We start from the raw sequence: 20,282 nt of genomic DNA on the forward strand, positions 1-20,282 counted from the left end.
TGGGAATGGACTTGCACCTTTGGGCCTACCCACGCAGGCATTAGGAACCCTCTTTTCCAATAACGCCTTATGGTTTCGCTTCGACGTCCTCTTTCAAACACCGCAGATCAAACGCTCTCATGCTATGCCACGGACCTTCCTGGAGGGCTGAGGAGCTCCATGTTTCATGTCTCACACATTAAGAATCCGACGGATCACCGGGGAGTCGATCAGCAGGTTCTCGCCGAGCGCCCTCGCAAGATCCTGCAATCGAACAGAGAAACAGTCACACCTGACACCGGATCAAGACGAATTCCAGCTAGCTGTAAATCTTGAATAGTGATACCCATACAATCTGCCGCACTCACACGTCGCGCGTGAGCCTCCAGGCGAAGCTTACCGATTGGCTTTCACTCCTTTAATAATAATTGCCATAAACATGCCACAGATCAGGAGCGACCCCAGCGCCATGGGCAACATTACAAAATAGTCACCCCTCTCAAGGTGGCCAATCGCATACGCCTTCAATACAAGATAGGACGAGGACCTCAAAAATATTAGCGCAAAGAACAACAAGCCAAGCCAATTCAGTATTTTCTTGCGCATATGCATATCATCTCCATTATTTGCAATTGCACCCGGATCCACCCGAAACATCCTTCACCGCCTTCATGGCATCCAGTGCATCCTTGTCAGTGGCTACGCGTTGCAACAGTTTCCGCGTGGCCTTAAGGTGACCGCTGAACGTCAAGCCAAACGACAACAGCTCTCCCGTCTTCGCGCCAACTGGCCCCAGCAACTCCCCGCCCACCTCGGTGTAGATGGATTCTCTCTCCTTTCCATCTTGAGCGGTTTGTATCGCTGACACTCCATCGTACGCCGTCGCTCCACCATTCACCATTACCAGGAATCCGGGGATTGCAACTTCGGGCTGCAGAGACAAAACACCGGCAATGGTGGCTCCTGCGCCATTCACAGCTTCCAAGCCTCCAAAGGTGAGGTCTGCCACACCGAACGTCATGCCTAAGTAGTCGACGCACTCGCAGGGACACAAACCGAGTGGATCTATCAAAGACGACGGGACGCCACCTGCGTATCCGTATGTGCTGATCCCGCCCCTGAGTCCGATGCGATCACTCTGCGAATACCGCCCCACTGCAGGGTCGTACTCCCTCTGGTAGTTGTAGAACAACCCACTCACATCCGTCGCCTGCTGGCCCGGGAAGCGCAGTGCCAGCTCGAACGCCACCCCATCGCCATCCGGGTCGGCACTCGGAATCTGGTTGCCGAACACTTCGCTCTTATTGCTCCACTCCCAGATCGCGACATCACGCACCGGGTCGATCACCACGCGCGGCGTGCCCAGATGATCCGGCTGCACGTAGGCCAGTTCCGGCACGCCGGTGCTCGGCACATTGATCAGCGCCACCGGATAGTTGTCCAACCAGATGGCCTGCTGCTGCGCTTGGCCCGTGGCCGCGTAGTTGCCCAGCCACTGCCCTGCTTCGTCGTACAAGGTGATCTGCGCTGCGCCGCCGGCCGGGGTACGCATCACGCGCTCCCCTCGATGATTGTAGGCGTAGCTTTCCAGTACGGCATTACCCTGCTTCACCGCGTTCATGCGGTTGGCATCGTTGTAGGTGAAGGTCTTACTGCCGATGCTGGTGGTGTTACCCACCGCGTCATGGTTGCGCGCTTCGCCGTCCACGGCGGTCAGCCGATGGCTGGTTGCGGGATAGGTGTAGCTGGCAGTGCCCGCCGAAGTGGTCAGCGCGGTGCGATTGCCGGTGGCGTCGTAGGCATAGGTTTCAATCGGCGTGCCGGTCGCGCCGTCCTGGGTCTGGGTCAGGCGACCCAGCGCGTCGTAGGCGTACTTGGCCAGCACCGTCGAGCCAGTGCCGTTCTTCAGCTCGGTGATCGAACCGACCGGGTCATAGCCATAGCCCAGCGACAGGCCACCTGCGGCCGGGTCGTGCACCGCTTGCGGGCGGTAGTCCAGATCCAGCGGACGCTGCAGCTGGCGGCCATTGCCGTAGGTCCAGCCGGTCGCCGGACCGAAGGCTGCATAGCTCACGTTGTTCACCACGATCTGGCGCGCCTGGCCGGGCCGGGTCAGGCCGATCTGGCTGATGCGGCCCTGGATATCACGCACGTAGTCGGCCACGCTGCCGTCGGGGTAGGTCAACGCAGTCAGACGGCCCGACTTGCTGTAGGCGTAGCGCAGCGTGCTGGCCACACCATTGACGGTCTGCACCTTGCGGGTGACCTGGCCGAAGCGGTCATGGCAGTACTGGGTGCTGCCGTTGGCATGCAGCACCTGCCCCAGGCGCCCCTTGGCAAAGCGCTCGTCGGCGGTACACGCGGCAGGCGCCACGTCGTAACTGTAGCCCACGTCCAGATTGGGGTCCGGGTAGGCGATGCCGATCAGGCGATTGAGTGCATCGTAGTGATAGGTGGCGGTGACGCCGCGCGCATCGGTGGCGGTCTTGCGATTGCCGGCCGCATCCACGGTGAAGCTGCTGGCGCCACTGTCCGGGCTGACCTGGCCAGTCAGATCACCGAAACCGTTGTAGGCGTAGGTGGTGTGCAGGCCCTTCGGGTCGGTGACCTGGGTGACCTGGTCCAGCGCGTTGTACTGGCTGCGGATCTCCGCCGCCACGCCGCCGACGTCCTGCAGGGTCTGCGCCAGTCGGTTGAGCGGGTCGTACTGCTGGCTGGTCACCCGCTGCAGGGCGTCGGTCACCGTCTGCGGGTTGCCATTGGCATCGTAGGCAAAGCCGGTGGCGTGATTGCCTGCATCCTTCAGTGCGGTCAGCTGGCCGAGCGTGTTGAACGTCCGCGCCAGGGTACGGCGCAGGGTGCCGCCGGTGTCCAGCGTGTCTTCCTTGAGGCGGTTGCCGGCATTGTCCAGCGTGTAGTGAATCGTGTTGCCTGCGGTGTCCTCGATGTCAGTCAAGCGCAGGGCAGCATCGTAGACGTAGGAAACGCTGCTGCCATCCGGCTCGGTGATCTTCTGCACCTGGCCCGTCGGCCAATAGCTCAGCAGGGTGACCCGATCTTCGGCAGTGGTCGCGCCGCGCACGGTGATGGAGGTCGGCCAACCGCGGGGATGGTAGGTGTAATCGGTCACCACGCCGTTGGCGTCCTTGACCGACAGCGGCCGTCCGAACGCGTCGTAGGCCAAGGTCTCGACCGTCTGGCCCAGCGCATTGGTCACGCTGCGCAGGTCGCCCTTGCGATAGCTGCAGGCGCCATTGGCCGCGCATCCCGCATCATCCGCCGGGTAGTAGGCGTAGGTAACGGCATCGACCACATCCGTGCGCGGACCATCCACGCTCTTCAGCAGCCCTTCCACCGGGCAGCTGCCTGCCGCTGCCACATCAGCGGCTTCGCAGTAGGTGTAGCTGGTGATGCGCGTCTGACCGGACGCGATGTCGGTCACCGTGTTGGTTGTCGGCTGGCGCCGGGTATTGAAGGACGTTCGGGTTTCACGATTGCCAATGCGGGTGGTCAGTACCGCATTGGTTTCGACGTCGCGCGCGGTGGTCACCACCCGCTGCTCGGGCAGGCCGACCGCTTCGGTCACGGTATGGATGCTGATGGCACGACCGCTCACCGGGTCAGTGCCCTGCGCATAGGTGTGCTTGGTCTGGATGCCGCGGCGATCAGTGTAGGTATCCAGACGCCGGCGGAAGTCGACACTCTGGTCGTAGTAGGTCCGGCTGACGGTTCCCTGCGAATCCGTCAGGCTGGTCACCTTGCGCGACGGCGCGGTGTCGCCGCCGGGTGTCAGGGTGTAGTCGGTCTGCCGCCCCAGCGCGTCGGTCACCACCGCACCACCATTGGGGCTGTAGGCCAGTGTCACGCCATCGGCACCGCCGGCATGCTGACTGGAGATCACACGACCGATGGAGTCATAGGTAAAGGTGCTGTAGCGGCGACCGTCCTCAGCGGTGATGCCGGTCAGGTGCTGGGGGAAGTCCTGGTTCTCGTAGTGATATGTCCGCACACCACCACCCGCATAGGTCACCGTGGCGACCTGGTTCTGCGGCGTGTAGGTATAGGTGGCGAGCGCAATGCCTTCGACGAGCACCGAACTGATCAGCGCCTCATAGTCGTTGGACTGGTAGACGAACTCCAGTGTGCGGCCACTGCTGTGGGTGACCGCCGCAAGGCGGTCGCTGTCGTCGTAGATGTAGGTCAGCGACGTGCCATCCGGGAAGCGCTTGGCGGCAAGACGCCCGTCCGCGCCGAAGGTAGAGATGGAATCCGCCGAGTACAGTGTCCAGTTGCCGTTCTGGACCAGACGGTCACCACTGTCGTCGTCCGCTTCATAGGCTTGGCCGATCTTCTTGAATGCACGCTGGAAACCGGTGCTTTCAATGATGCCCACACTGTCAACGCCATCCAGTGCCAGGTGGGCGCCCAGCGAATGGGTCCAGCCATAACCGAAGCCGCCGGAGGACGTGGAGATGCCAGAGTGGTAGAAGCGCGTCAGCGCGATCCAGCCCAGATCGAAGTCCGGCGCGATCTCATACTTCTCGCCCGTTTTAACATCACATGGGTTGCCGACATTGCCGTCGCAGGTACCGCCGTTGGAGGCCGGGTCCTTGTCGGGAATCGGGCTCATGTTCGCAGCTGTGTCGTTGCGGGACATGGGGCAGTTACCGTTGCCGCCGTCCTTGTCGCACTTTTGCGACTTCGAGGTGATGGTCGCAACGAACTCTTCGCTGACGCAGGCGTTGTGCTTGTTGGACCACTGCGTGAGCGGAATCGGGCAGTTCAAGCGCCGGGTACGCGCGACCGCAACCGTCCCGGTATACGGGGTGCAGGGCGATTCAGCCGTATTGTTGCCAGCCATTGAAGTCAGATCGTAGTAGCGTGACTCGATGACACCTTCCTGATCGGGCGAAGCCGCAAACCAATCGCCAGACGGAGTGACCGCCGCCCCGGGGCACACGGGATTGCTGGCTTGTTGGTCCGCAAGAAAATCGGCCACCATCGCTTCTTCCGTCGGGAATATGTCACGCCCGATGTAGGACCAGTCCGGGTCGGAGGGCTGCGTCTTCCCCATCCAGTAGGTGATCGACGTGTTTCCGTTCAAGTCCACGACTTTCGACTTGATCTTGTCGACAGATTGCCAGCCGAACTGGAACTCCGGCGGGAACGGGCTGAGCGCCGGCAGGTTCTTGATGGCGGCTACCGCAGCCTGCTGGGTCTTGTATTGCGTCGCATCGCCGCCGGGCTGCGAAATACGCCAGGTAATCTTGCTTTCCTGCGCCTGTGCCACAGCAGGGGCGATGCAGCCGACGGCAACAATGGTCAGCGCGGCACGCGAGAAGCTCTTCAGTCGTTCCAACATCCCTGTTCTCCTTCCTGGACGAACACAGCGCCGGCGGGAACGAGAACGCGGGGGTAGAGCCCCATCACGTCATGCTTCGGATCGTCCCTGGTCCGGAATGCGGCAGTGCCACATGCCGCCTTTATCGTTGAAGGCGATGACATATTCAAGTTATGCCCTGCGACACCCGTCACATTTCCACCCGCGCGGATTTCAGATCCAGCCGATTACCGCGACAGCTTCCGGAGCAGCCTGCGGGCAGGAAACACCTGCAACCGCCTGCATCCCTCGCGCATCAGAAGATCCTGGACACCCATGGAACAGGATCATGAGGCGCATTCCCCCGCATCGCCGTAGCGCACTCGGCACTCGCCGTTGGCGCAGCACTGCCATCGCCATCCTCACTCTGCTGACGCTTCCCCTGGCCACCCTCGCCTCACCCGTGCTGGAGAGCGCCTGTTCCCTCGCCGCCCGCCCGGGCGAGCGCATCATCGACGTTCCCTTCGACGTCGTCGACGGGCGCATCTATGTGGAGGTGCAGGTCAATGGCAGCGGCCCGTACCGCTTCGCCATTGATACCGGCGCCAGCGGCATGGCCCGCGCGGACGCCCGCCTGGTCCGTCAACTGGCGCTGCCGGCGGACGCCAGCACCCGCCACTCCGACGGCGTACAGACAGCCTGGGCCGATACGGTGCGCATCAACGCCCTCGCGCTCGGCGGACTGCGCCACAGCGACGTGACCGCGCGCACCCGCGACTACAACGCACGGCAATCCAAAGACGCAGCGTTCGACGGCATCCTTGCGCGCGGATTCTTCGCTGATGGCGTGCTGATCATCGATTACCCCCAACGGCGTCTGCAGTTCCGCCGCGACATCGACCTCCTGCCCGCGCAACCGGACACGCTCGCCTACTCACGCGCCTTCCGCATCCCGGTGACGATTGGAACAGTGACCACAGAGGCGCAGCTGGACACCGGCGCCAACGTCGCAATGGTGCTGCCCACTGCACGCTTCCGGCAGGTCGCCGGTACCGCAGTGACCACCGGGGATCGACTGACCCTCAGCCACGGCGAGGTCGATGGCGGACGTGCACGGCTGGATGTTCCCGTGCTGATCGGTGGCCTGGCGCTGCAGGGGCTGCATGTACGGGTGTCCGACCGCTATCCGGAAGCGGTGGTGGGCGCCCATGCGCTGCAGGACGCAGTGGTGCTGATCGATCAGCGCAGCCAACAGGTGGCAGTCTGCCCAGGCAGGCACCACCGCAACTGAGTCACTGGCGGCGTGCTGCCCGCCATGCCGGCCACGCTTCAGCGATCACGCCCACTGCCGACCTCAGGAACAACAGGGCGATCACTGCGCCGACGACAATATCCGGCCAGCCGCGCCCGGTCATCGCCACGCCACCTGCGGCCACCAGCACGCCCAGGTTCGCGGCGACGTCATTGCGCGAGCACTCGAACGTGCTCTTCATGTTGATGTTCAACCTGCGGAAACGCCATAGCAGCGCCAGGCAGGTGAGGTTCGCCACCAGGGCAATGCCACCGAACACCAGCATCAGCGTGCTGGACGGTGGCACCCCGTTGACCAGCTTGCCGGTCACTTCGAACACGATGAACACGAAGAAGGCCAGGATCAGCAGGCCCTTGGCCAGCGCCGCGCCCGCTTCCCAGCGCGCGCCCCGGTTTACCGCCCACAGGCTCAGGCCATAGACGATGGCATCGCCCAGCATGTCGACCGCATCGGCCTGCAGGGCACTGGATCGCGCGGCAAGGCCCGCGCCGAACTCGATGAAGAACATCGCCAGGTTGATTGCCAGCACCGCCACCAGCACGCGCCGTTGGGCGCTGTGCACCGCTATCGATGCCAGCTCCTGGCGTTTGTGGCCGCAGCACTGGTCCATGGGGGCGCTCCGCCGGGCGCGCCCGGGCTTGAAATGAAAGGGAGCTGCCTTTATCAACCTTGTAGCCCCTACAAGGTCAAGCCCATGACAGCTCCACTCACCATCGGCCAGTTGGCCCGCCAGACCGGCACCAAGGCAGAGACCATCCGCTATTACGAAAAGATCGGCCTGCTGCAGCCGCCGCTGCGTTCGCACGGCAACTACCGCTGCTACGACGCGCAGGATCAACGACGGCTGGCATTCGTGCGTCGTGCGCGCGAGCTGGGGTTCGCCATCGAGCAGATCCGCGAGCTGATCGCCTTCGGCGAACAACGCGAGCACCAGTGCAGTTCGGTGGATGACGTGGTGAAGGCACACATTGCCGACATCGCGCGCAGGATTGCCGACCTGCAAGCGCTGCAGGGCGAGCTGCAGCGGATGATCGGCAACTGCCCCGGCGGGCGCGTGGCCGATTGCCGCGTGCTGGAGGCCCTCCAGCCTGCGCCGGCGACCTGAGCAGGAACCGCACGCGATTCGGCATCCCCCTCAGACGCCGCTCGCTCCCGCCGCCCGCGCCAGCTCCGCCACCAACGCATCGCCCTTGCGCTCGCTGTAACGATCCACGAGGTAGTCGGCACGGCCACGGGTCAGCAGCGTGAACTTCACCAGTTCTTCGACCACATCCACCACGCGATCGTAGTAGGGTGAGGGCTTCATCCGCCCGTCTTCGTCGAACTCCTGCCAGGCCTTGGCCACCGACGACTGGTTGGGAATGGTCAGCATGCGCATCCAGCGGCCCAGCACCCGCAGCGTATTGACCGTGTTGAACGACTGCGAGCCGCCGCAGACCTGCATCACCGCCAGCGTCCTGCCCTGGGTCGGCCGCACGCTGCCATCTTCCAGTGGCAGCCAGTCGATCTGGTTCTTGAACACGCCGGTCACCGTGCCGTGCCGCTCCGGGCTGACCCACACCTGCCCTTCCGACCAGTGCGACCACTCGCGCAGCCGCTGCACTTCCGGATGCCCCTTCTCCACGCTGTCCAGCAGCGGCAAGGCATGTGGATCGAACACGCGCGTGTCGCAGCCCAGATGCTGCAGCAGGCGTTCGGCCTCCAGTGCCAGCTTGCGGCTGAACGATTGCGGCCGCAGTGAACCGTACAGCAGCAGGATGCGTGGTGGCCCCTGGCGTTCGGCGGCCAACCGCTGGTGATCAGGCTGGGGAAGCGAGGCTTCCCTCAGATGGGGCAACGAAGGACTTGTGATCGGCTTATTCATTCGACTATTCTAGAAATATGGAAACATCGAATGCAATCGCTGCGCTCACCGCGCTCGGCCACGCCACCCGCCTGGCGGCCTTCCGCCTGCTGGTCGAAGCTGGCCCGGCCGGTCGCATGGCCGGCGACATCGCCGCAGCGCTCCAGGTTCCGCCCGCCACCCTCAGCTTCCACCTGAAGGAGCTGGTACAGGCCGGCCTGGTCGAGAGCGAGAGCCAGGGCCGCCACGTCTGCTACCGCGCGAACTTCAGCGCAATGACCGGCCTGATCGAGTACCTCACGCACAACTGCTGCGCCGGTTCGCCCAGCGAACAGTGCACGCCGTCGGGCAATCCCTGCAGCTGCTGATACGGAAACGCCATCATGTCCCGCTCCATCCTGTTTCTCTGCACCGGCAACAGCGCCCGCAGCGTGCTGGCCGAAGCCACCCTGCGCGCTTGGGGCGGCGACCGCTTCACGGCCTTCAGTGCCGGCAGCCACCCGACCGGCCAGGTCAATCCATTCGCGCTCGCACAGCTTCGCGCCGAAGGCATTCCGGTCGCGGGACTGCGCAGCAAATCCTGGGATGAATTCGCTGATGCCGCCCCCATGGATCTTGTGATCACCGTCTGCGATGCGGCGGCAGCGCAAGCCTGCCCCGTGGTGTTCGGTGACTTCATCCGCAGCCATTGGGGCCTGCCGGACCCGGCCGAGGCAGAGGGCAGCGATGCCGACAAGGCCGCCGCCTTCGCCCACGCGCATGCCATCGTGAAGGCACGCGTGCAGGCCCTGCTGGCGCTGCCCGGGCACGTGTGGCAAGACCGCGGAATGCTGCAGCAGGCGCTGGACCAGATCGGCCATCTGCTGCCGGCAGCGCGCACGCCATGAGCACAGCGGCACCGATGGGCCTGTTCGAGCGCCACCTGACGCTCTGGGTCGCGCTGTGCATCGTCGCCGGCACGCTGCTCGGGCACGTCCTGCCCGGTGCCTTCGCCGCTCTGGCGGCGGCTGAAGTGGCCAAGGTCAACCTGCCGGTGGCGGTGCTGATCTGGCTGATGATCATCCCGATGCTGCTGAGGGTGGATTTCGGTGCGATGCGCCAGCTGGGGCAGCACTGGAAAGGCATCGGGGTGACGCTGTTCATCAACTGGGCGGTGAAGCCATTCTCGATGGCGCTGCTGGGCTGGCTCTTCCTGCGCCACGTCTTTGCGGATTGGCTGCCCGCCGGCCAGATCGACAGCTACATCGCCGGCCTGATCCTGCTGGCCGCCGCGCCGTGCACGGCCATGGTGTTCGTATGGAGCAACCTGTGCCGCGGCGATGCCAACTTCACACTGAGCCAGGTGGCACTGAACGACGCGATCATGGTGGTGGCCTATGCGCCGGTGGTGGCGCTGCTGCTGGGGCTGTCGGCCATCACCGTACCGTGGGATACGTTGCTGCTGTCGGTCGGCCTGTACATCGTGGTTCCGGTGCTGGTGGCCGCGTTGCTGCGGCGCTGGCTCCTGTCGCGCCATGGCCAGCCCGGGCTGCAGGCGGCGCTGCGCCGGCTGGGGCCACTGTCACTGTCGGCGCTGCTGCTGACGCTGGTGCTGCTGTTCGGGTTCCAGGGCCAGCAGATCGTGCAGCAGCCGCTGGTGATTGCGTTGATCGCAGTCCCGATCCTGATCCAGGTCTATTTCACCTCCGGCCTGGCCTACCTGCTCAACCGGCGCCTGGGTGTGGCGCACTGCGTGGCCGGGCCGTCGGCACTGATCGGCGCCAGCAACTTCTTCGAACTGGCGGTGGCGACGGCCGTGGGCCTGTTCGGCGTTCACTCCGGTGCCGCGCTGGCCACGGTAGTGGGGGTGCTGATTGAAGTCCCCGTGATGCTTTCGGTGGTGAAGATCGTGAACCGGTCGCGCGACTGGTATGAGGCACGCGAGCGCGCTTGAGACGGACACGCCGGAGGCAGCGGCTGGATCGCCCCGTTACTTCCAGCACGTATGAATGGTGTACTACATCACTACATTACCAGCACGACCTGTCGCTGGGTCGGCAGGCGGGCCTCGTTCCCATGCCTGATTCATCCAGGAGGGCGGGCGCGCCTCCATGACCCGGAGATGTCGAATGAATCGCAACCGAGTGAAGCTGTGGGCGCTGGCGGCGGTCTTCCTGGCCGCGGGCAGCGTATCGGCGCGGGAGATCACGGTTGATCGCGGCGCCTACGCGCTCCAGGCACAGGAGTCAGGTAGCGGCGCGGTCACCGTAGTCTTTGAATCAGGGTTCGGCCAGGGTGCCGGCGTCTGGAAGGAGGTGATCACCGGGCTGGGAGAGGACTACCACAGCGTCGCGTACGCACGCGCCGGCCTCGGAAAGTCCGGCAGCAATGGCCAGCCCAAGCGCATCGACGAACACCTGGCGGATCTTACTGCCGTCATCGATACGCTCGCGCCGGGGCGCAAGGTCGTGCTGGTCGGCCACTCCTATGGTGGACTGCTCGCCACCGAGTTCGCGCGGCGTCATCCCGATCGCCTGCAGGGCCTGGTACTGGTCGATCCGGCCACGATGGGGCAGCGGCACGCCTTCAGGCAGGCCGATGCCGCACGCATCCAGGCAGACGACACCTCGCTGCGCGCCATGCTGCCACCTGCGATGGCCGCCGACTACGCCGTCCTCATCGAGCAGCTTGATGCGCCGGGTGCGCAGACACCTCAGACGATGCCGGATGTACCGGTCGCGCTGCTCACCGCCACGCAGATCGCCAGCGAACCGCTCTTCTTCGAGGAAACCGCACAGGGCAAGGCTCTCTGGAAGATCCAGCACGCCCTGCTCTTCTCCGGATTCACCCGAGGCTCGCATCGCTATCTGGACACCGGCCACAACCTCCATCGCGAGAATCCGGCGGCGGTCGTCTCGGCCATCCAATCGGTCTCGGCCCGCCCTTGGTCGCCAGCGGGCTGAACTTCTGTGCATGTGGAACGGCGCTGGAGTGCATTCACATTCCTTGATCCATACTCCGCAGCACCACGCCGCATGCAGCGGCAAGGCCCGGAGGTTGCGATGAACACTGCACGCTTGTTCGCCATTGCGTTGACCACGGCTGCCGCGCTGGCCGCGGCACCCGCCTTTGCCGATCCGCCGCACCATGCGCGCGGCAACGGGCCACCGCCGCACGCCGGTGGCCCGCACAACCGTGATGCACCGCCGCCGGGCTGGCAGAAGAAGGCCTGGCGTCGCGGCGAGCGCCTGCCATGGGCGGAAGTGGACCGCCGCTACTGGGTGGACGACTACGCGCGCTATCACCTGCGCGAGCCGGGCCGCGACCGGCGTTGGGTGCGCCAGTCCGATAACGAGTACCTGTTGGTGGAGATCGCCACCGGTTTGATCATCGACGCGCTGCATCGCTGAAGCGGCTTGCAGCGTCTCCACACGCGGCGAATTACCCCGGTGCAGACACCTTACGACCGGGACCGACCCGATCGGCGGTGCCTTCGCCCACGGCGCCGCACTTGCTTGCGAGGCGGCCCGGCATTCATGCCGGGCCGCAGTGCGATATGCCCGAACATCAGCGCCGCAGCAAAGAGCCCCATCGCCACCAGCATTTCGAATCCGCGATCACCAAAGAGCAGGCGGATGGAGATCTCCAGCGAGCACAGCCTGCCGCAGCGCAGGCCCTGTTCGTTGAAGCCATGGATGAGCACCAGTACGCCCATCAGCCCGCACAATGCCATCAGGGCCAGGCTTGCGATGAAGATGAAAGGTCGATGGATGCGCATGCGCTCGTCGCGGCCTTCTACGGTGACGTCAAGTGCGACGTTGCAAGCACGCGATCAGAAGCATCCAGCTCCAACGACCAGGCTTCGGTATCCAGGCCCAACCGGTTCTCATACCACCATCGCTGCGTACAGTGACCACTGCATCCACTGCTGGCATAGCGGGTAAAGGGAACACCGGCGTCCTCCACCACGTCAGGCTGCCCCAGCCCCCGAAGTACTTCGGCCTTGCCCGCCCCGACCGGAACCGAGGCAAGCGCGCGGGAATGCCACGCCGAGATTGCCGAGCAACCGGCAACATACGCCACGAACAGGCCGGCAAGCCCCCACATCAGTGCCCTCATTGACAGATCCCCTCCTGCGCCACGCGCCCGCGCATCATCCGCGCAGACCTTCTTCAACGTCAAACCGGCCTGTTGCGGCGCCCGGCATCCGTGCTAGCGTGCGCCGACCGATGATTCAGGATGAACACAGGAACGCCCGTTGATGGCAGGCAAGAGCCGGAAGGACAGGATCGCGCAGGAGATCGGCCTGTTCGTGCAGCAGTACGCGCGCAAGGCGCAGCGGCATACCGAACCCAACGACCGGCCGTACGATCGGAAACTGGAAGAGCGGCTCAAGCGCATGCCACCGGAAGAACTGGGTAGGCTGCTTTCTGGAGAAGAGAACGACGATGACTAGTCCCGCCGGAATGGCCAGGTGCGCCATCGTCGTGACGTTCTGTAGCGCGCTATGCGCCTGCGGCCTGGTGATGGACAGTTCGTTCCACACCATGCAGGAGGCAATCGACGCCGACATGGTGAACAAGGGATGGATTCCCGATTGGGTACCCCACGAGGCGACCGACCTGCGCGAGGTGCACGACCTCGATTCAAACACCAGCGCGCTGGCGTTCACCAAGCCCCCTGCGATACCACTGCAGCTGCCTGCGGATTGCCAGGCAACCACATTCACCAACAGTGATCCTGTTGCGTTCGATCGATCCTGGTGGCCGGGTGAGGAGACGCTCAACGGGTCATACAGGGTCTCTCGCTGCGCGCCAGAATCCGGAAAATCGGTTTTCGTGGCGGTGAGCAGAAACGAAGACCGCGTGCTTTTCTGGCGGGCCTACCCGCGCTGATGCGCTTGCGCAGCCATTCTTCCCATCAGGATTCACCGATGTCCATCGCGCATGCACGTTTTGCCACCGTTGCCTTCTGCCTTTGCGCCTGCCTGCCGGCCTACGCCGCGCAGAACGCACCCGCCGACGTCAAGGCGATCGAACAGGTGGTCGAATCCTTCCGCACCTCGCTGATCAACAGGGACAAGCCGACCTACATGGGCCTGTTCTTCTCCGACAAACCGGAAGACATCGGCTGGCAGTACGTCTCCGAGGATGTACGCCTGCAGGACATCCGCAAGGCCAAGCCCGATGCGATCAAGGCACGGCGGATTCCCGCCAACAACTTCATTGCATTGATCGACGGGGCGGTGGCCTCGCCGAAACCGAAGAAGGAGACATTCTCCAACACGGAGATCGAGACGGATGGCGATGTGGCCTCGGTGTCGTTCGACTACAGCTTCCACGACGATGGAGTGAAGACCAACTGGGGCAAGGAGATGTGGCAGCTGATCCGCACCGAACAGGGCTGGAAGATATTCTCGGTGATCTATTCGATCCGCGATTCACGCAGCCCGGCCGAATGAGTGATCTGTCAGACTGAAGCCCACCGTTTACCCACGCCAGCCAGACCCCGATGACCCGGATTGCCGATCTCAACGCCGACCAGCTCGCCCACCACGCGCTCAACATCTTCATCGCCCAGGGCCGCCATGTGGAAGGTGCGCGCGTGATCTACCGGGCGTTGCAACTGGACCCAGACCATCCCGGCGCCCTGCGCTGCCTGAGCGATTTCCTGGCCCACGAAGGCACCGAACCGTTCGCAGCGGCCACGCTGGAGCACGCCCTGTCCGGTGCCGTTCCACTGAATGACGATGCGCGCCGGATGCTGGATGACCTGCGCTTCCTCGACATCTGGTCCTGGGGGTTTTCGCGGCACGTCTCCGGCGAAGCCAACCTCAGCGGCGACGCCTTCCAGCAGCGTGACGACTTCGTCTTCGATGGCCTGGCCTATGCGGCCTTCCTCAACACGGTCACCGAGCCGGCCGGTTCATTGCAGGGTGCCTTCCAGGCGGCCGTCCGCATCTGCGGGCTGATGTCCGGCCTGCTGCGCCATGCGGAGAAGGACAATCCGGCGTTCGATGACGTGCTGCGATCCTCCGCCTTCGTCGAGACCGAGGCGTACCCGGCATGGCTGGCCTCGCCGACGGATGATCTGGATGCCCTCGACCAGGCCATCCAGGCGCAGCGCCAGGCCGGCTGAAGGAAAATCCAACGGGCGTCCGACGCTTTCCCGACGCCCGTCTGCACATCCTGTCGTGAGGTCAATTCATGGCAGGACCGGCATGCAGCCACCTCACCCCAGGGACAGCGGCAAGTACCCGCACGGCAAGACCGGGATACACCGCATCTTCCATACGCTGATCCATTCGCGCGATGGCTTCATCGCCACCTTCCGTGGCGAAGCGGCCTTCCGGCAGCTGTTGCTGCTGCATGCGCTGCTGATCGCCACCGCCTTCCTGCTGGACATCAGCCGGGTCGAACGTGCTGTGGTGCTGGCGGTCTGCTTCATCAGCCTGCTGGTGGAGCTGCTCAACTCGGCCATCGAAGCGGTGGTCGACCGCATCTCGCTTGACCACCACCCACTGTCCAAGAACGCCAAGGACATGGGCAGCGCCGCACAGACCACCGCACTGCTGATGGTCGGCACGGTGTGGGGCGTGATCCTGCTGGGCTAGGTCGCGCCTGAGCCGCCGGGCATGACCCGGCGCTACGCTGTGCCGATGCGTTGCTGCGCCGCGAGGGCGAAATCCAGGCCCGCGCACACCGCCGCCACCTGGGCGTCGTTGCATTCCTGCGGGTTGGTGCGCGGGCTGTCCGGGTAGACCTCGGTGGTGGTGGCAAAGCGCGCGTCGGTGAAGCCGGCGCAGGCGCCGATCGAGCGCGATTCGCCCCAGACCACGCCCGGCGACTGCAGCGGCAGGCCGACCAGGTTGCCCTCGGCGTCGGCCGGGGCGATGTGGGTGACCGGGGCAACGGCGGTGATCAATGCCTTCTGGAATTCCGCCTGCGGATCTTCGCTGTTGCCGATCACGTAGAACCCATCCGGAATGGTGTCGCGCTCGAACGGCTTGCCGTCGCGGGCGCAGCGCGCCGGATCGAACTCGTGCAGGTCGCTGTCGGTGGTCTCGTGCAGGTCCAGGTGCACCAGCAGGTTCGGCTTGCGCACGGCCACCCAGCGCATCAGCGCGGCGGCTTCCTCGATCTGGCCGCCGTCACGGAAGCTGCGGTTCGGGTCGATGGCATCCGGGTTCCAGCGCTGGATGCGCTCGTAGCCCCACGGGCTGACACACGGCGCAACGATCAGGTTCAACCGGCCCAGGTAACGCTCGGCCTGCTGTTCCAGGAACTGCAGGGCGCCATGCACGCCGCTGGTCTCGTAGCCATGCACGCCGCCGGTGATCAGCGCGGTCGGCAGCGCCGGGTTCCAGTCGTGGTTAACCACGGCGAACAGCGGGTAATGGTCCGGCGCATAGTCCAGTTGGCCGTACTGGATCACATCGAAGCTGTCGTCCAGGCGTTCAAGCGCGGTCACTACATCGTCGTGGTAGCTGCGCTGGCGCTGCTGGCGGGCCCGCCACTGTGCGCGTTCCGCGTCGCCCCAGGGCTGTCCGGGGGTGCCGATCGGGTAGAACTGCGCAACAGTCATTGGGTACTCCAGGGGTCGAACGGATGGGTGCAGCCAGACATTCTAAGCCCTGTCGCGCCTGCGGGTGCCCTCCCCCGGGCCCCGCCTTCATCCAGGCCGGGTCATCTGGTTGTAAAATCAACGGTTTTTGGCCCCTCACCCCTTGATGGCGAAAGCAGCGCAGCCGGTCCTGGGTGGACCGGAATTCCTCCGCCTGCTCGCCCGTCTCAGCGACGGCGCGATGCCGGCCAGCAGTCCCGCCCTGACCGATCGCCTCGGCCAGTGGGTGGACTGGAGCCGTGCCGTGGCCCTGTCCGGGGCGCTCGGCGGACGCCTGCCCGAGCCGGGTGAGGCCACCGAAGCGGCCGGGGATGTGCTGGACGACTGCGCCCAGGCCCATGCCAGCCTGCTGGCCTCGATCAGCGAGGATGCCGAGGCCGAGCGCCTGCTGGACCTGGCCGAAGCCGCCGCCGCACCCAATTTCGCCTCGCTGCGCCAGCGCTACCGGGTGCTGCAGCAGGCCATCCAGACCGCCACCGGGCGCCTGCGCGGCCGCCTGCGCGACCAGCTGGTGCAGGTTTCACCCGAGCTGGCGCGGCTGGCCGAGGTCGACGCGGTGATGGAACAGACCCTCACCCCGCGCGAGCACAGCCTGCTGGCCACTGCGCCGGCGGTGCTCGGCGCCCGTTTTGAACGCGTGCACGGCCAGCCCGGCTGGCGCGCGGCCTTCCGCCATGACATGCGCACCCTGCTGCTTGCCGAGCTGCATCTGCGCTTCCACCCGATCGAAGGGCTGCAAGACGCCCTGCGCTCCCACTGACCGGAACACCATGTCCAGAACTGCTTTCCATGTCGTTGTTTTCCTTGTCGGCCTGCTGGCCGTGTGCTGGATCGGCATTGGCTACGTTTCGGTGCATCCGCTGGGTGCAGCGGTGGCGGCGATCATCGCGGCCTGCTACATCGCCGGCGGCGTGGAGCTGTACCGCTACCGCCAGGCCAGCAACGGCCTGCGCACTGCACTGAGCGACCTGTCCAGCGCGAAGGAAAGCCTTGCCGCCTGGCTGGAGCGCGTGCCGATGGGCCTGCGCAACGCCGTGCGCCTGCGCGTGGAAGGCGAGCGCATCGCCCTGCCCGCGCCGGTGCTGACCCCGTATCTGGTCGGCCTGCTGGTACTGCTGGGCATGCTCGGCACCCTGCTGGGCATGATGGACACCCTGCGTGGCACCGGCCTGGCCCTGCAGAGCGCGACCGACATGGCCGCCATCCGCGGCTCGCTGGCGTCGCCGGTCCAAGGCCTGGCCGTGGCATTCGGCACCTCGATCGCCGGTGTGGCCAGCTCGGCCATGCTCGGCCTGCTGGCAGCGCTGCTGCGCCGTGACCGCCTGCAGGCCGTACAGCAGCTGGACCGCGCCATTGCCGGCGACCTGCATCCGTACTCGCAGGCCTGGCAGCGCGCCGAATCGCTGCGCCTGCTGCAGGCACAGTCCGCCGCACTGCCGGCGCTGGTCGACCGCCTGCAGGCGATGACCAGCACCTTTGAGCAGCACAGTGCGGCCGCCAATGAGCGCCTGCTGGCCGGCCAGGCCGAGTTCCTGACCCAGAGCCAGGCGCTGCAGGAACGCCTGGCCGTCTCGCTGCAGCAGTCGCTGCGCGAAGGTGCCGAGGCCAGCGCCGCTGCCATCGGTGGCGCGCTGCAGCCAATGGCCGAAACCACCCTCGCCGGCCTGGCTCGTCACGGCGAAGCACTGCACGCCCGTGTCGAGCAGGCGGTGCAGCAGCAGTTGTCGGGCCTGAGCGACGGTTTCGAGCGCAGCCGCGTCGCCACCGAAGCCAGCTGGACCAAGGTGGTGAGCGAGCAGACCCAAGCGCAACAGGCGCTGGTGAGTGATCTGCGCCAGCACCTGCAGGCCTTCAGCGATGGCCAGGGCACGCATGCCGAAGCACTGGTCGCGCGCATCGGCGAGCGCCTGCAGGCCGATGCCAGCGGCAATGCCGAGGCCTGGCGCGCCGCCGCCGAACAGCAGCAGGCACTGAACAGCGCGCTGGTCGAACGCCAGCAGCAGGCGTTGCTGGCCGCCAGCGAGCATCTGGATGCGCGTGCGCAGGCGCTGCTGCAGGCACTGGAACAACACCACAGCGCCAGCCAGGCGCTGCTGCAGGATCACGAACTGCAGCGTTCGCAGGATTGGCAGGCCGCGCAGGCCGCCACCGCGACCGCGCACGCCGAACTGCAGGCCAGCCTGGACAGCCGCGAGCAGCAGCGCCAGGCGCGCTGGGATGCGGTCAGTGCCGAACTGCAGCAGGCCCACGCCGCGCTGCAGGCCCAGCTGCAGGCCAGCGATGAGCAGCGCCTGCAGCGCTGGAGCGATGCCCTGCAGCACGTTTCCACCGATCTGGCCGAGCGCCTGCAGGCCAACGGCGAACGCCTGGCCGCGCAGCAGCAGCAGGTCTGCGACACGCTGGCGGCCACCGCACAGCAGATCGGCGAGAACGGTCGCGCGCAGGCCAGCGCCACGCTGGCCGAAGTGTCCACCCTGCTGCAGACCGCGGCGGCGGCACCGAAAGCTGCTGCTGACGTCATCAACGAGCTGCGCAGCACGCTGTCCGAAAGCCTGGTGCGCGACAACGCGATGCTGGAAGAGCGCGGCCGCCTGCTGGCCACCGTGCAGACCCTGCTGGATGCGATCAACCACGCTTCGCACGAGCAGCGCACCGCGGTGGACGCGCTGGTCGGCGGTTCGGCCGAGCTGCTGGAACGCGTCGGCAACCGCTTCACCGACCATATCGCCGCCGAGACCGGCAAGCTGGATGGCATTGCCGCAGCGCTCAGCGGCAGCGCCGGCGACGTTGGCCAGCTGGCCGGCGCCTTCGGTGAGGCGGTCGCGCATTTCGGCAGCGCCTCCACCGAGCTGTCCGGCCGCCTGGAACAGATCGGCGGCGCACTGGATGCCTCGCTGGCCCGCAGCGACGAGCAGCTGGCCTACTACGTGGCGCAGGCGCGCGAGGTGGTCGACCTCAGCCTGCTGTCGCAGAAGCAGGTGATGGAAGAACTGCAGCAGCTGGCCGCGCGCCGCGGCAAGGCCGGCAGCGCATGAGCGACGAGCTGGAGGTCGACGGCGGTTCGCACGCCCCGATCTGGGCCGCCTTCGGCGACCTGATGTCGGTGCTGCTGGGCGCGTTCGTGCTGATACTGGTCGGTGTGGTCGCCGTGCAGCTGGAGCTGTCGCAGCGGCTGGACCAGGAAATGAAGCAGCGCCAGGCCGAAGCCAAGCGCCTGCAGACCCTGGAACAGGCGCTGGCCGGCCCATTGGCCGCCGGTCGCGTGACCCTGGTCGATGGCCGCATCGGCATCAGTGGCAGCGTGTTGTTCGCGCTGAACTCCGACCAGCTGCAGCCGGAAGGCCAGGAGCTGCTGCGCAGCCTGGCCACACCACTGGCCGCCTACCTGGGCACGCGCGAAGAGATCCTGATGGTCAGCGGCTTCACCGATGACGCGCCGGTGCGCGAAGGCAACCGCCGCTTCGCCGACAACTGGGAGTTGTCCGCGCAGCGATCGCTGACCGTGACCCGCACGTTGATCGCCGATGGCGTACCGGCCGATGCGGTATTCGCCGCCGCGTTCGGCAGCGAGCAGCCGGTCAGCTCCAATGCCAGCGAAGACGGCCGCGCACGCAATCGCCGCGTGGAAATCGCGCCGATTCCCAAGCCCAATGTCCCGGATGCCAAGTAAGCCGCCCGCACTCGAAGGCCTGCGCGCACTCGTGCGCGACCTTGATGCGGGGTCGCGCTCGCTGCCGCACTATCCCCAAGTGCCGATGCTGCAGCAGGTGCAGCGCGAGTGGTCGGAACTGCGCAGCGAACTGCAGGTACGCCGTTCGCTGCGCACCGAGCCCCCCGCCGACGGCGGCCCGCTGAATTCGGCGGTGCTGGTGCAGCGGATGCTGGACACCATGCAGGCCACCAGCCCCGGTTACCTGCGCCACTTCATCGACTATGTGGACACTCTGTCCTGGCTGCAGGCGCTGCAGGATGGTGCGGCCAGCGGCGGTGATACCGCGAAGCCGAAGCGCACGCGCAAGCCGCGCAACGCTGGGTAAGCATTTGGTAGCTGCCAGCCTCGGTTGGCGCTCCTTCACCACGATGCTGCGCATGCCAACCAAGGTTGGCGTCTACCGTGACCCTGAAGCGTTTGTAGAGCCGAGCCCATGCTCGGCTGAGGCAGAAAGCAGCCGAGCATGGGCTCGGCTCTACAACCCCCGATCCATTTCATCGCAGATGGGGTGCTA

At 65.5% G+C, this 20,282-nt stretch carries 22 protein-coding genes; 16 read left to right on the plus strand and 6 right to left on the minus strand.

Annotation, left to right across the window (positions count from 1 at the left end; genetic code table 11):
- Positions 1–601: 601 nt before the first annotated feature.
- Positions 602–5,341, minus strand: a complete 4,740-nt coding sequence (locus CCR98_RS11975) for an RHS repeat-associated core domain-containing protein (RefSeq protein ID WP_232463014.1) — start codon at positions 5,339–5,341, stop codon at positions 602–604.
- Between the two features lie 307 nt (positions 5,342–5,648).
- Here CCR98_RS11975 and CCR98_RS11980 point away from each other — a divergent pair, with 307 nt between their 5' ends.
- On the plus strand, positions 5,649–6,590 hold the full coding sequence (locus tag CCR98_RS11980) for an aspartyl protease family protein (RefSeq protein WP_087922785.1): 942 nt from the start codon (positions 5,649–5,651) through the stop codon (positions 6,588–6,590).
- Position 6,591: 1 nt separating this feature from the next.
- On the opposite strand, the gene CCR98_RS11985 is transcribed toward CCR98_RS11980, so the two are convergent.
- A complete protein-coding gene (locus tag CCR98_RS11985; RefSeq protein WP_087922786.1) occupies positions 6,592–7,221 on the minus strand; it encodes a cation transporter in 630 nt (209 codons plus the stop codon).
- Between the two features lie 84 nt (positions 7,222–7,305).
- Between CCR98_RS11985 and CCR98_RS11990 the strand changes: the two genes are divergently transcribed.
- Positions 7,306–7,716, plus strand: a complete 411-nt coding sequence (locus CCR98_RS11990; RefSeq protein WP_087922787.1) for a helix-turn-helix domain-containing protein — start codon at positions 7,306–7,308, stop codon at positions 7,714–7,716.
- A gap of 30 nt (positions 7,717–7,746) precedes the next feature.
- On the opposite strand, the gene arsH is transcribed toward CCR98_RS11990, so the two are convergent.
- Positions 7,747–8,475 carry an arsenical resistance protein ArsH gene (arsH, locus tag CCR98_RS11995; RefSeq protein WP_087922788.1) on the minus strand — a complete coding sequence of 243 codons (729 nt, stop codon included), beginning with the start codon at positions 8,473–8,475 and terminating at the stop codon, positions 7,747–7,749.
- Between the two features lie 17 nt (positions 8,476–8,492).
- Here arsH and CCR98_RS12000 point away from each other — a divergent pair, with 17 nt between their 5' ends.
- The 5 genes from CCR98_RS12000 to CCR98_RS12020 all read left to right on the plus strand — a co-directional run bounded on the left by CCR98_RS12000 (position 8,493) and on the right by CCR98_RS12020 (position 11,843).
- Positions 8,493–8,822 (plus strand): winged helix-turn-helix domain-containing protein, encoded by a 330-nt coding sequence (locus CCR98_RS12000; RefSeq protein WP_065723473.1) that lies wholly within the window; start codon positions 8,493–8,495, stop codon positions 8,820–8,822.
- A gap of 15 nt (positions 8,823–8,837) precedes the next feature.
- Positions 8,838–9,341, plus strand: coding sequence for an arsenate reductase ArsC (locus CCR98_RS12005; protein ID WP_087922789.1), 504 nt, complete (start codon positions 8,838–8,840; stop codon positions 9,339–9,341).
- Positions 9,342–9,355: 14 nt separating this feature from the next.
- Positions 9,356–10,387, plus strand: coding sequence for an ACR3 family arsenite efflux transporter (gene arsB / locus CCR98_RS12010; RefSeq protein WP_087922790.1), 1,032 nt, complete (start codon positions 9,356–9,358; stop codon positions 10,385–10,387).
- Between the two features lie 175 nt (positions 10,388–10,562).
- Positions 10,563–11,396 carry an alpha/beta hydrolase gene (locus tag CCR98_RS12015; RefSeq protein ID WP_087922791.1) on the plus strand — a complete coding sequence of 278 codons (834 nt, stop codon included), beginning with the start codon at positions 10,563–10,565 and terminating at the stop codon, positions 11,394–11,396.
- Between the two features lie 99 nt (positions 11,397–11,495).
- A complete protein-coding gene (locus CCR98_RS12020; RefSeq protein ID WP_032129966.1) occupies positions 11,496–11,843 on the plus strand; it encodes an RcnB family protein in 348 nt (115 codons plus the stop codon).
- 50 nt (positions 11,844–11,893) lie between these two features.
- Here CCR98_RS12020 and CCR98_RS12025 read toward each other — a convergent pair whose 3' ends face one another.
- Together CCR98_RS12025 and CCR98_RS12030 are read right to left on the minus strand one after the other, a co-directional pair.
- Positions 11,894–12,211 (minus strand): hypothetical protein, encoded by a 318-nt coding sequence (locus CCR98_RS12025; protein ID WP_087922792.1) that lies wholly within the window; start codon positions 12,209–12,211, stop codon positions 11,894–11,896.
- Positions 12,212–12,228: 17 nt separating this feature from the next.
- Positions 12,229–12,552 carry a hypothetical protein gene (locus tag CCR98_RS12030; protein ID WP_087922793.1) on the minus strand — a complete coding sequence of 108 codons (324 nt, stop codon included), beginning with the start codon at positions 12,550–12,552 and terminating at the stop codon, positions 12,229–12,231.
- Positions 12,553–12,694: 142 nt separating this feature from the next.
- Here CCR98_RS12030 and CCR98_RS12035 point away from each other — a divergent pair, with 142 nt between their 5' ends.
- The 5 genes from CCR98_RS12035 (at position 12,695) to CCR98_RS12055 (ending at position 15,046) form a co-directional block, all read left to right on the plus strand.
- The gene (locus CCR98_RS12035) at positions 12,695–12,889 is read left to right on the plus strand and encodes a hypothetical protein (protein ID WP_087922794.1); all 195 of its coding nucleotides are present in this window, start codon (positions 12,695–12,697) and stop codon (positions 12,887–12,889) included.
- Positions 12,882–13,328, plus strand: coding sequence for a hypothetical protein (locus tag CCR98_RS12040; protein ID WP_087922795.1), 447 nt, complete (start codon positions 12,882–12,884; stop codon positions 13,326–13,328). Before CCR98_RS12035 ends, CCR98_RS12040 begins: the two co-directional genes overlap by 8 nt.
- Positions 13,329–13,366: 38 nt before the next feature.
- Positions 13,367–13,894, plus strand: a complete 528-nt coding sequence (locus CCR98_RS12045) for a nuclear transport factor 2 family protein (protein WP_087922796.1) — start codon at positions 13,367–13,369, stop codon at positions 13,892–13,894.
- Positions 13,895–13,944: 50 nt separating this feature from the next.
- Entirely contained in the window at positions 13,945–14,571 is a 627-nt protein-coding gene (locus tag CCR98_RS12050) for a hypothetical protein (protein WP_087922797.1), read from the plus strand.
- A gap of 82 nt (positions 14,572–14,653) precedes the next feature.
- Positions 14,654–15,046 (plus strand): diacylglycerol kinase, encoded by a 393-nt coding sequence (locus CCR98_RS12055; RefSeq protein ID WP_087922798.1) that lies wholly within the window; start codon positions 14,654–14,656, stop codon positions 15,044–15,046.
- Between the two features lie 32 nt (positions 15,047–15,078).
- On the opposite strand, the gene CCR98_RS12060 is transcribed toward CCR98_RS12055, so the two are convergent.
- Positions 15,079–16,017 carry a M14 family metallocarboxypeptidase gene (locus CCR98_RS12060; protein WP_087922799.1) on the minus strand — a complete coding sequence of 313 codons (939 nt, stop codon included), beginning with the start codon at positions 16,015–16,017 and terminating at the stop codon, positions 15,079–15,081.
- A gap of 145 nt (positions 16,018–16,162) precedes the next feature.
- On the opposite strand from CCR98_RS12060, the gene CCR98_RS12065 reads away from it, so the two are divergent.
- Genes CCR98_RS12065 through CCR98_RS12080 form a run of 4 tightly spaced genes read left to right on the plus strand, consistent with a single transcriptional unit; the run spans position 16,163 to position 20,093 of the window.
- Positions 16,163–16,816 (plus strand): DUF3348 family protein, encoded by a 654-nt coding sequence (locus CCR98_RS12065; RefSeq protein ID WP_087922800.1) that lies wholly within the window; start codon positions 16,163–16,165, stop codon positions 16,814–16,816.
- Between the two features lie 10 nt (positions 16,817–16,826).
- Complete coding sequence (locus CCR98_RS12070; protein ID WP_087922801.1) at positions 16,827–19,091, plus strand: DUF802 domain-containing protein; 2,265 nt, start codon at positions 16,827–16,829, stop codon at positions 19,089–19,091.
- Complete coding sequence (locus CCR98_RS12075) at positions 19,088–19,726, plus strand: OmpA family protein (protein ID WP_087922802.1); 639 nt, start codon at positions 19,088–19,090, stop codon at positions 19,724–19,726. The genes CCR98_RS12070 and CCR98_RS12075 overlap by 4 nt, the downstream gene beginning before the upstream one ends.
- A complete protein-coding gene (locus tag CCR98_RS12080) occupies positions 19,716–20,093 on the plus strand; it encodes a DUF2894 domain-containing protein (RefSeq protein WP_087922803.1) in 378 nt (125 codons plus the stop codon). Before CCR98_RS12075 ends, CCR98_RS12080 begins: the two co-directional genes overlap by 11 nt.
- The last annotated feature ends 189 nt before the right edge of the window (positions 20,094–20,282 follow it).

Source organism: Stenotrophomonas sp. WZN-1 (assembly GCF_002192255.1).
In the GTDB taxonomy this organism is placed as follows: Bacteria; Pseudomonadota; Gammaproteobacteria; order Xanthomonadales; family Xanthomonadaceae; genus Stenotrophomonas.

Coding starts and splice junctions, on each gene's coding strand:
- CCR98_RS12060 (WP_087922799.1), bottom strand. CDS start 16,017: ATGACTGTTGCGCAGTTCTACCCGATCGGCACCCCCGGACAGCCCTGG.
- CCR98_RS12015 (WP_087922791.1), top strand. CDS start 10,563: ATGAATCGCAACCGAGTGAAGCTGTGGGCGCTGGCGGCGGTCTTCCTG.
- CCR98_RS12040 (WP_087922795.1), top strand. CDS start 12,882: ATGACTAGTCCCGCCGGAATGGCCAGGTGCGCCATCGTCGTGACGTTC.
- CCR98_RS12005 (WP_087922789.1), top strand. CDS start 8,838: ATGTCCCGCTCCATCCTGTTTCTCTGCACCGGCAACAGCGCCCGCAGC.
- CCR98_RS11985 (WP_087922786.1), bottom strand. CDS start 7,221: ATGGACCAGTGCTGCGGCCACAAACGCCAGGAGCTGGCATCGATAGCG.
- CCR98_RS11975 (WP_232463014.1), bottom strand. CDS start 5,341: ATGTTGGAACGACTGAAGAGCTTCTCGCGTGCCGCGCTGACCATTGTT.
- CCR98_RS12050 (WP_087922797.1), top strand. CDS start 13,945: ATGACCCGGATTGCCGATCTCAACGCCGACCAGCTCGCCCACCACGCG.
- arsB (WP_087922790.1), top strand. CDS start 9,356: ATGGGCCTGTTCGAGCGCCACCTGACGCTCTGGGTCGCGCTGTGCATC.
- CCR98_RS12065 (WP_087922800.1), top strand. CDS start 16,163: ATGGCGAAAGCAGCGCAGCCGGTCCTGGGTGGACCGGAATTCCTCCGC.
- CCR98_RS11980 (WP_087922785.1), top strand. CDS start 5,649: ATGAGGCGCATTCCCCCGCATCGCCGTAGCGCACTCGGCACTCGCCGT.
- CCR98_RS12055 (WP_087922798.1), top strand. CDS start 14,654: ATGCAGCCACCTCACCCCAGGGACAGCGGCAAGTACCCGCACGGCAAG.
- CCR98_RS12075 (WP_087922802.1), top strand. CDS start 19,088: ATGAGCGACGAGCTGGAGGTCGACGGCGGTTCGCACGCCCCGATCTGG.
- CCR98_RS12030 (WP_087922793.1), bottom strand. CDS start 12,552: ATGAGGGCACTGATGTGGGGGCTTGCCGGCCTGTTCGTGGCGTATGTT.
- CCR98_RS12025 (WP_087922792.1), bottom strand. CDS start 12,211: ATGCGCATCCATCGACCTTTCATCTTCATCGCAAGCCTGGCCCTGATG.
- CCR98_RS12045 (WP_087922796.1), top strand. CDS start 13,367: ATGTCCATCGCGCATGCACGTTTTGCCACCGTTGCCTTCTGCCTTTGC.
- CCR98_RS12080 (WP_087922803.1), top strand. CDS start 19,716: ATGCCAAGTAAGCCGCCCGCACTCGAAGGCCTGCGCGCACTCGTGCGC.
- CCR98_RS12000 (WP_065723473.1), top strand. CDS start 8,493: ATGGAAACATCGAATGCAATCGCTGCGCTCACCGCGCTCGGCCACGCC.
- CCR98_RS12020 (WP_032129966.1), top strand. CDS start 11,496: ATGAACACTGCACGCTTGTTCGCCATTGCGTTGACCACGGCTGCCGCG.
- CCR98_RS12070 (WP_087922801.1), top strand. CDS start 16,827: ATGTCCAGAACTGCTTTCCATGTCGTTGTTTTCCTTGTCGGCCTGCTG.
- CCR98_RS12035 (WP_087922794.1), top strand. CDS start 12,695: ATGGCAGGCAAGAGCCGGAAGGACAGGATCGCGCAGGAGATCGGCCTG.
- CCR98_RS11990 (WP_087922787.1), top strand. CDS start 7,306: ATGACAGCTCCACTCACCATCGGCCAGTTGGCCCGCCAGACCGGCACC.
- arsH (WP_087922788.1), bottom strand. CDS start 8,475: ATGAATAAGCCGATCACAAGTCCTTCGTTGCCCCATCTGAGGGAAGCC.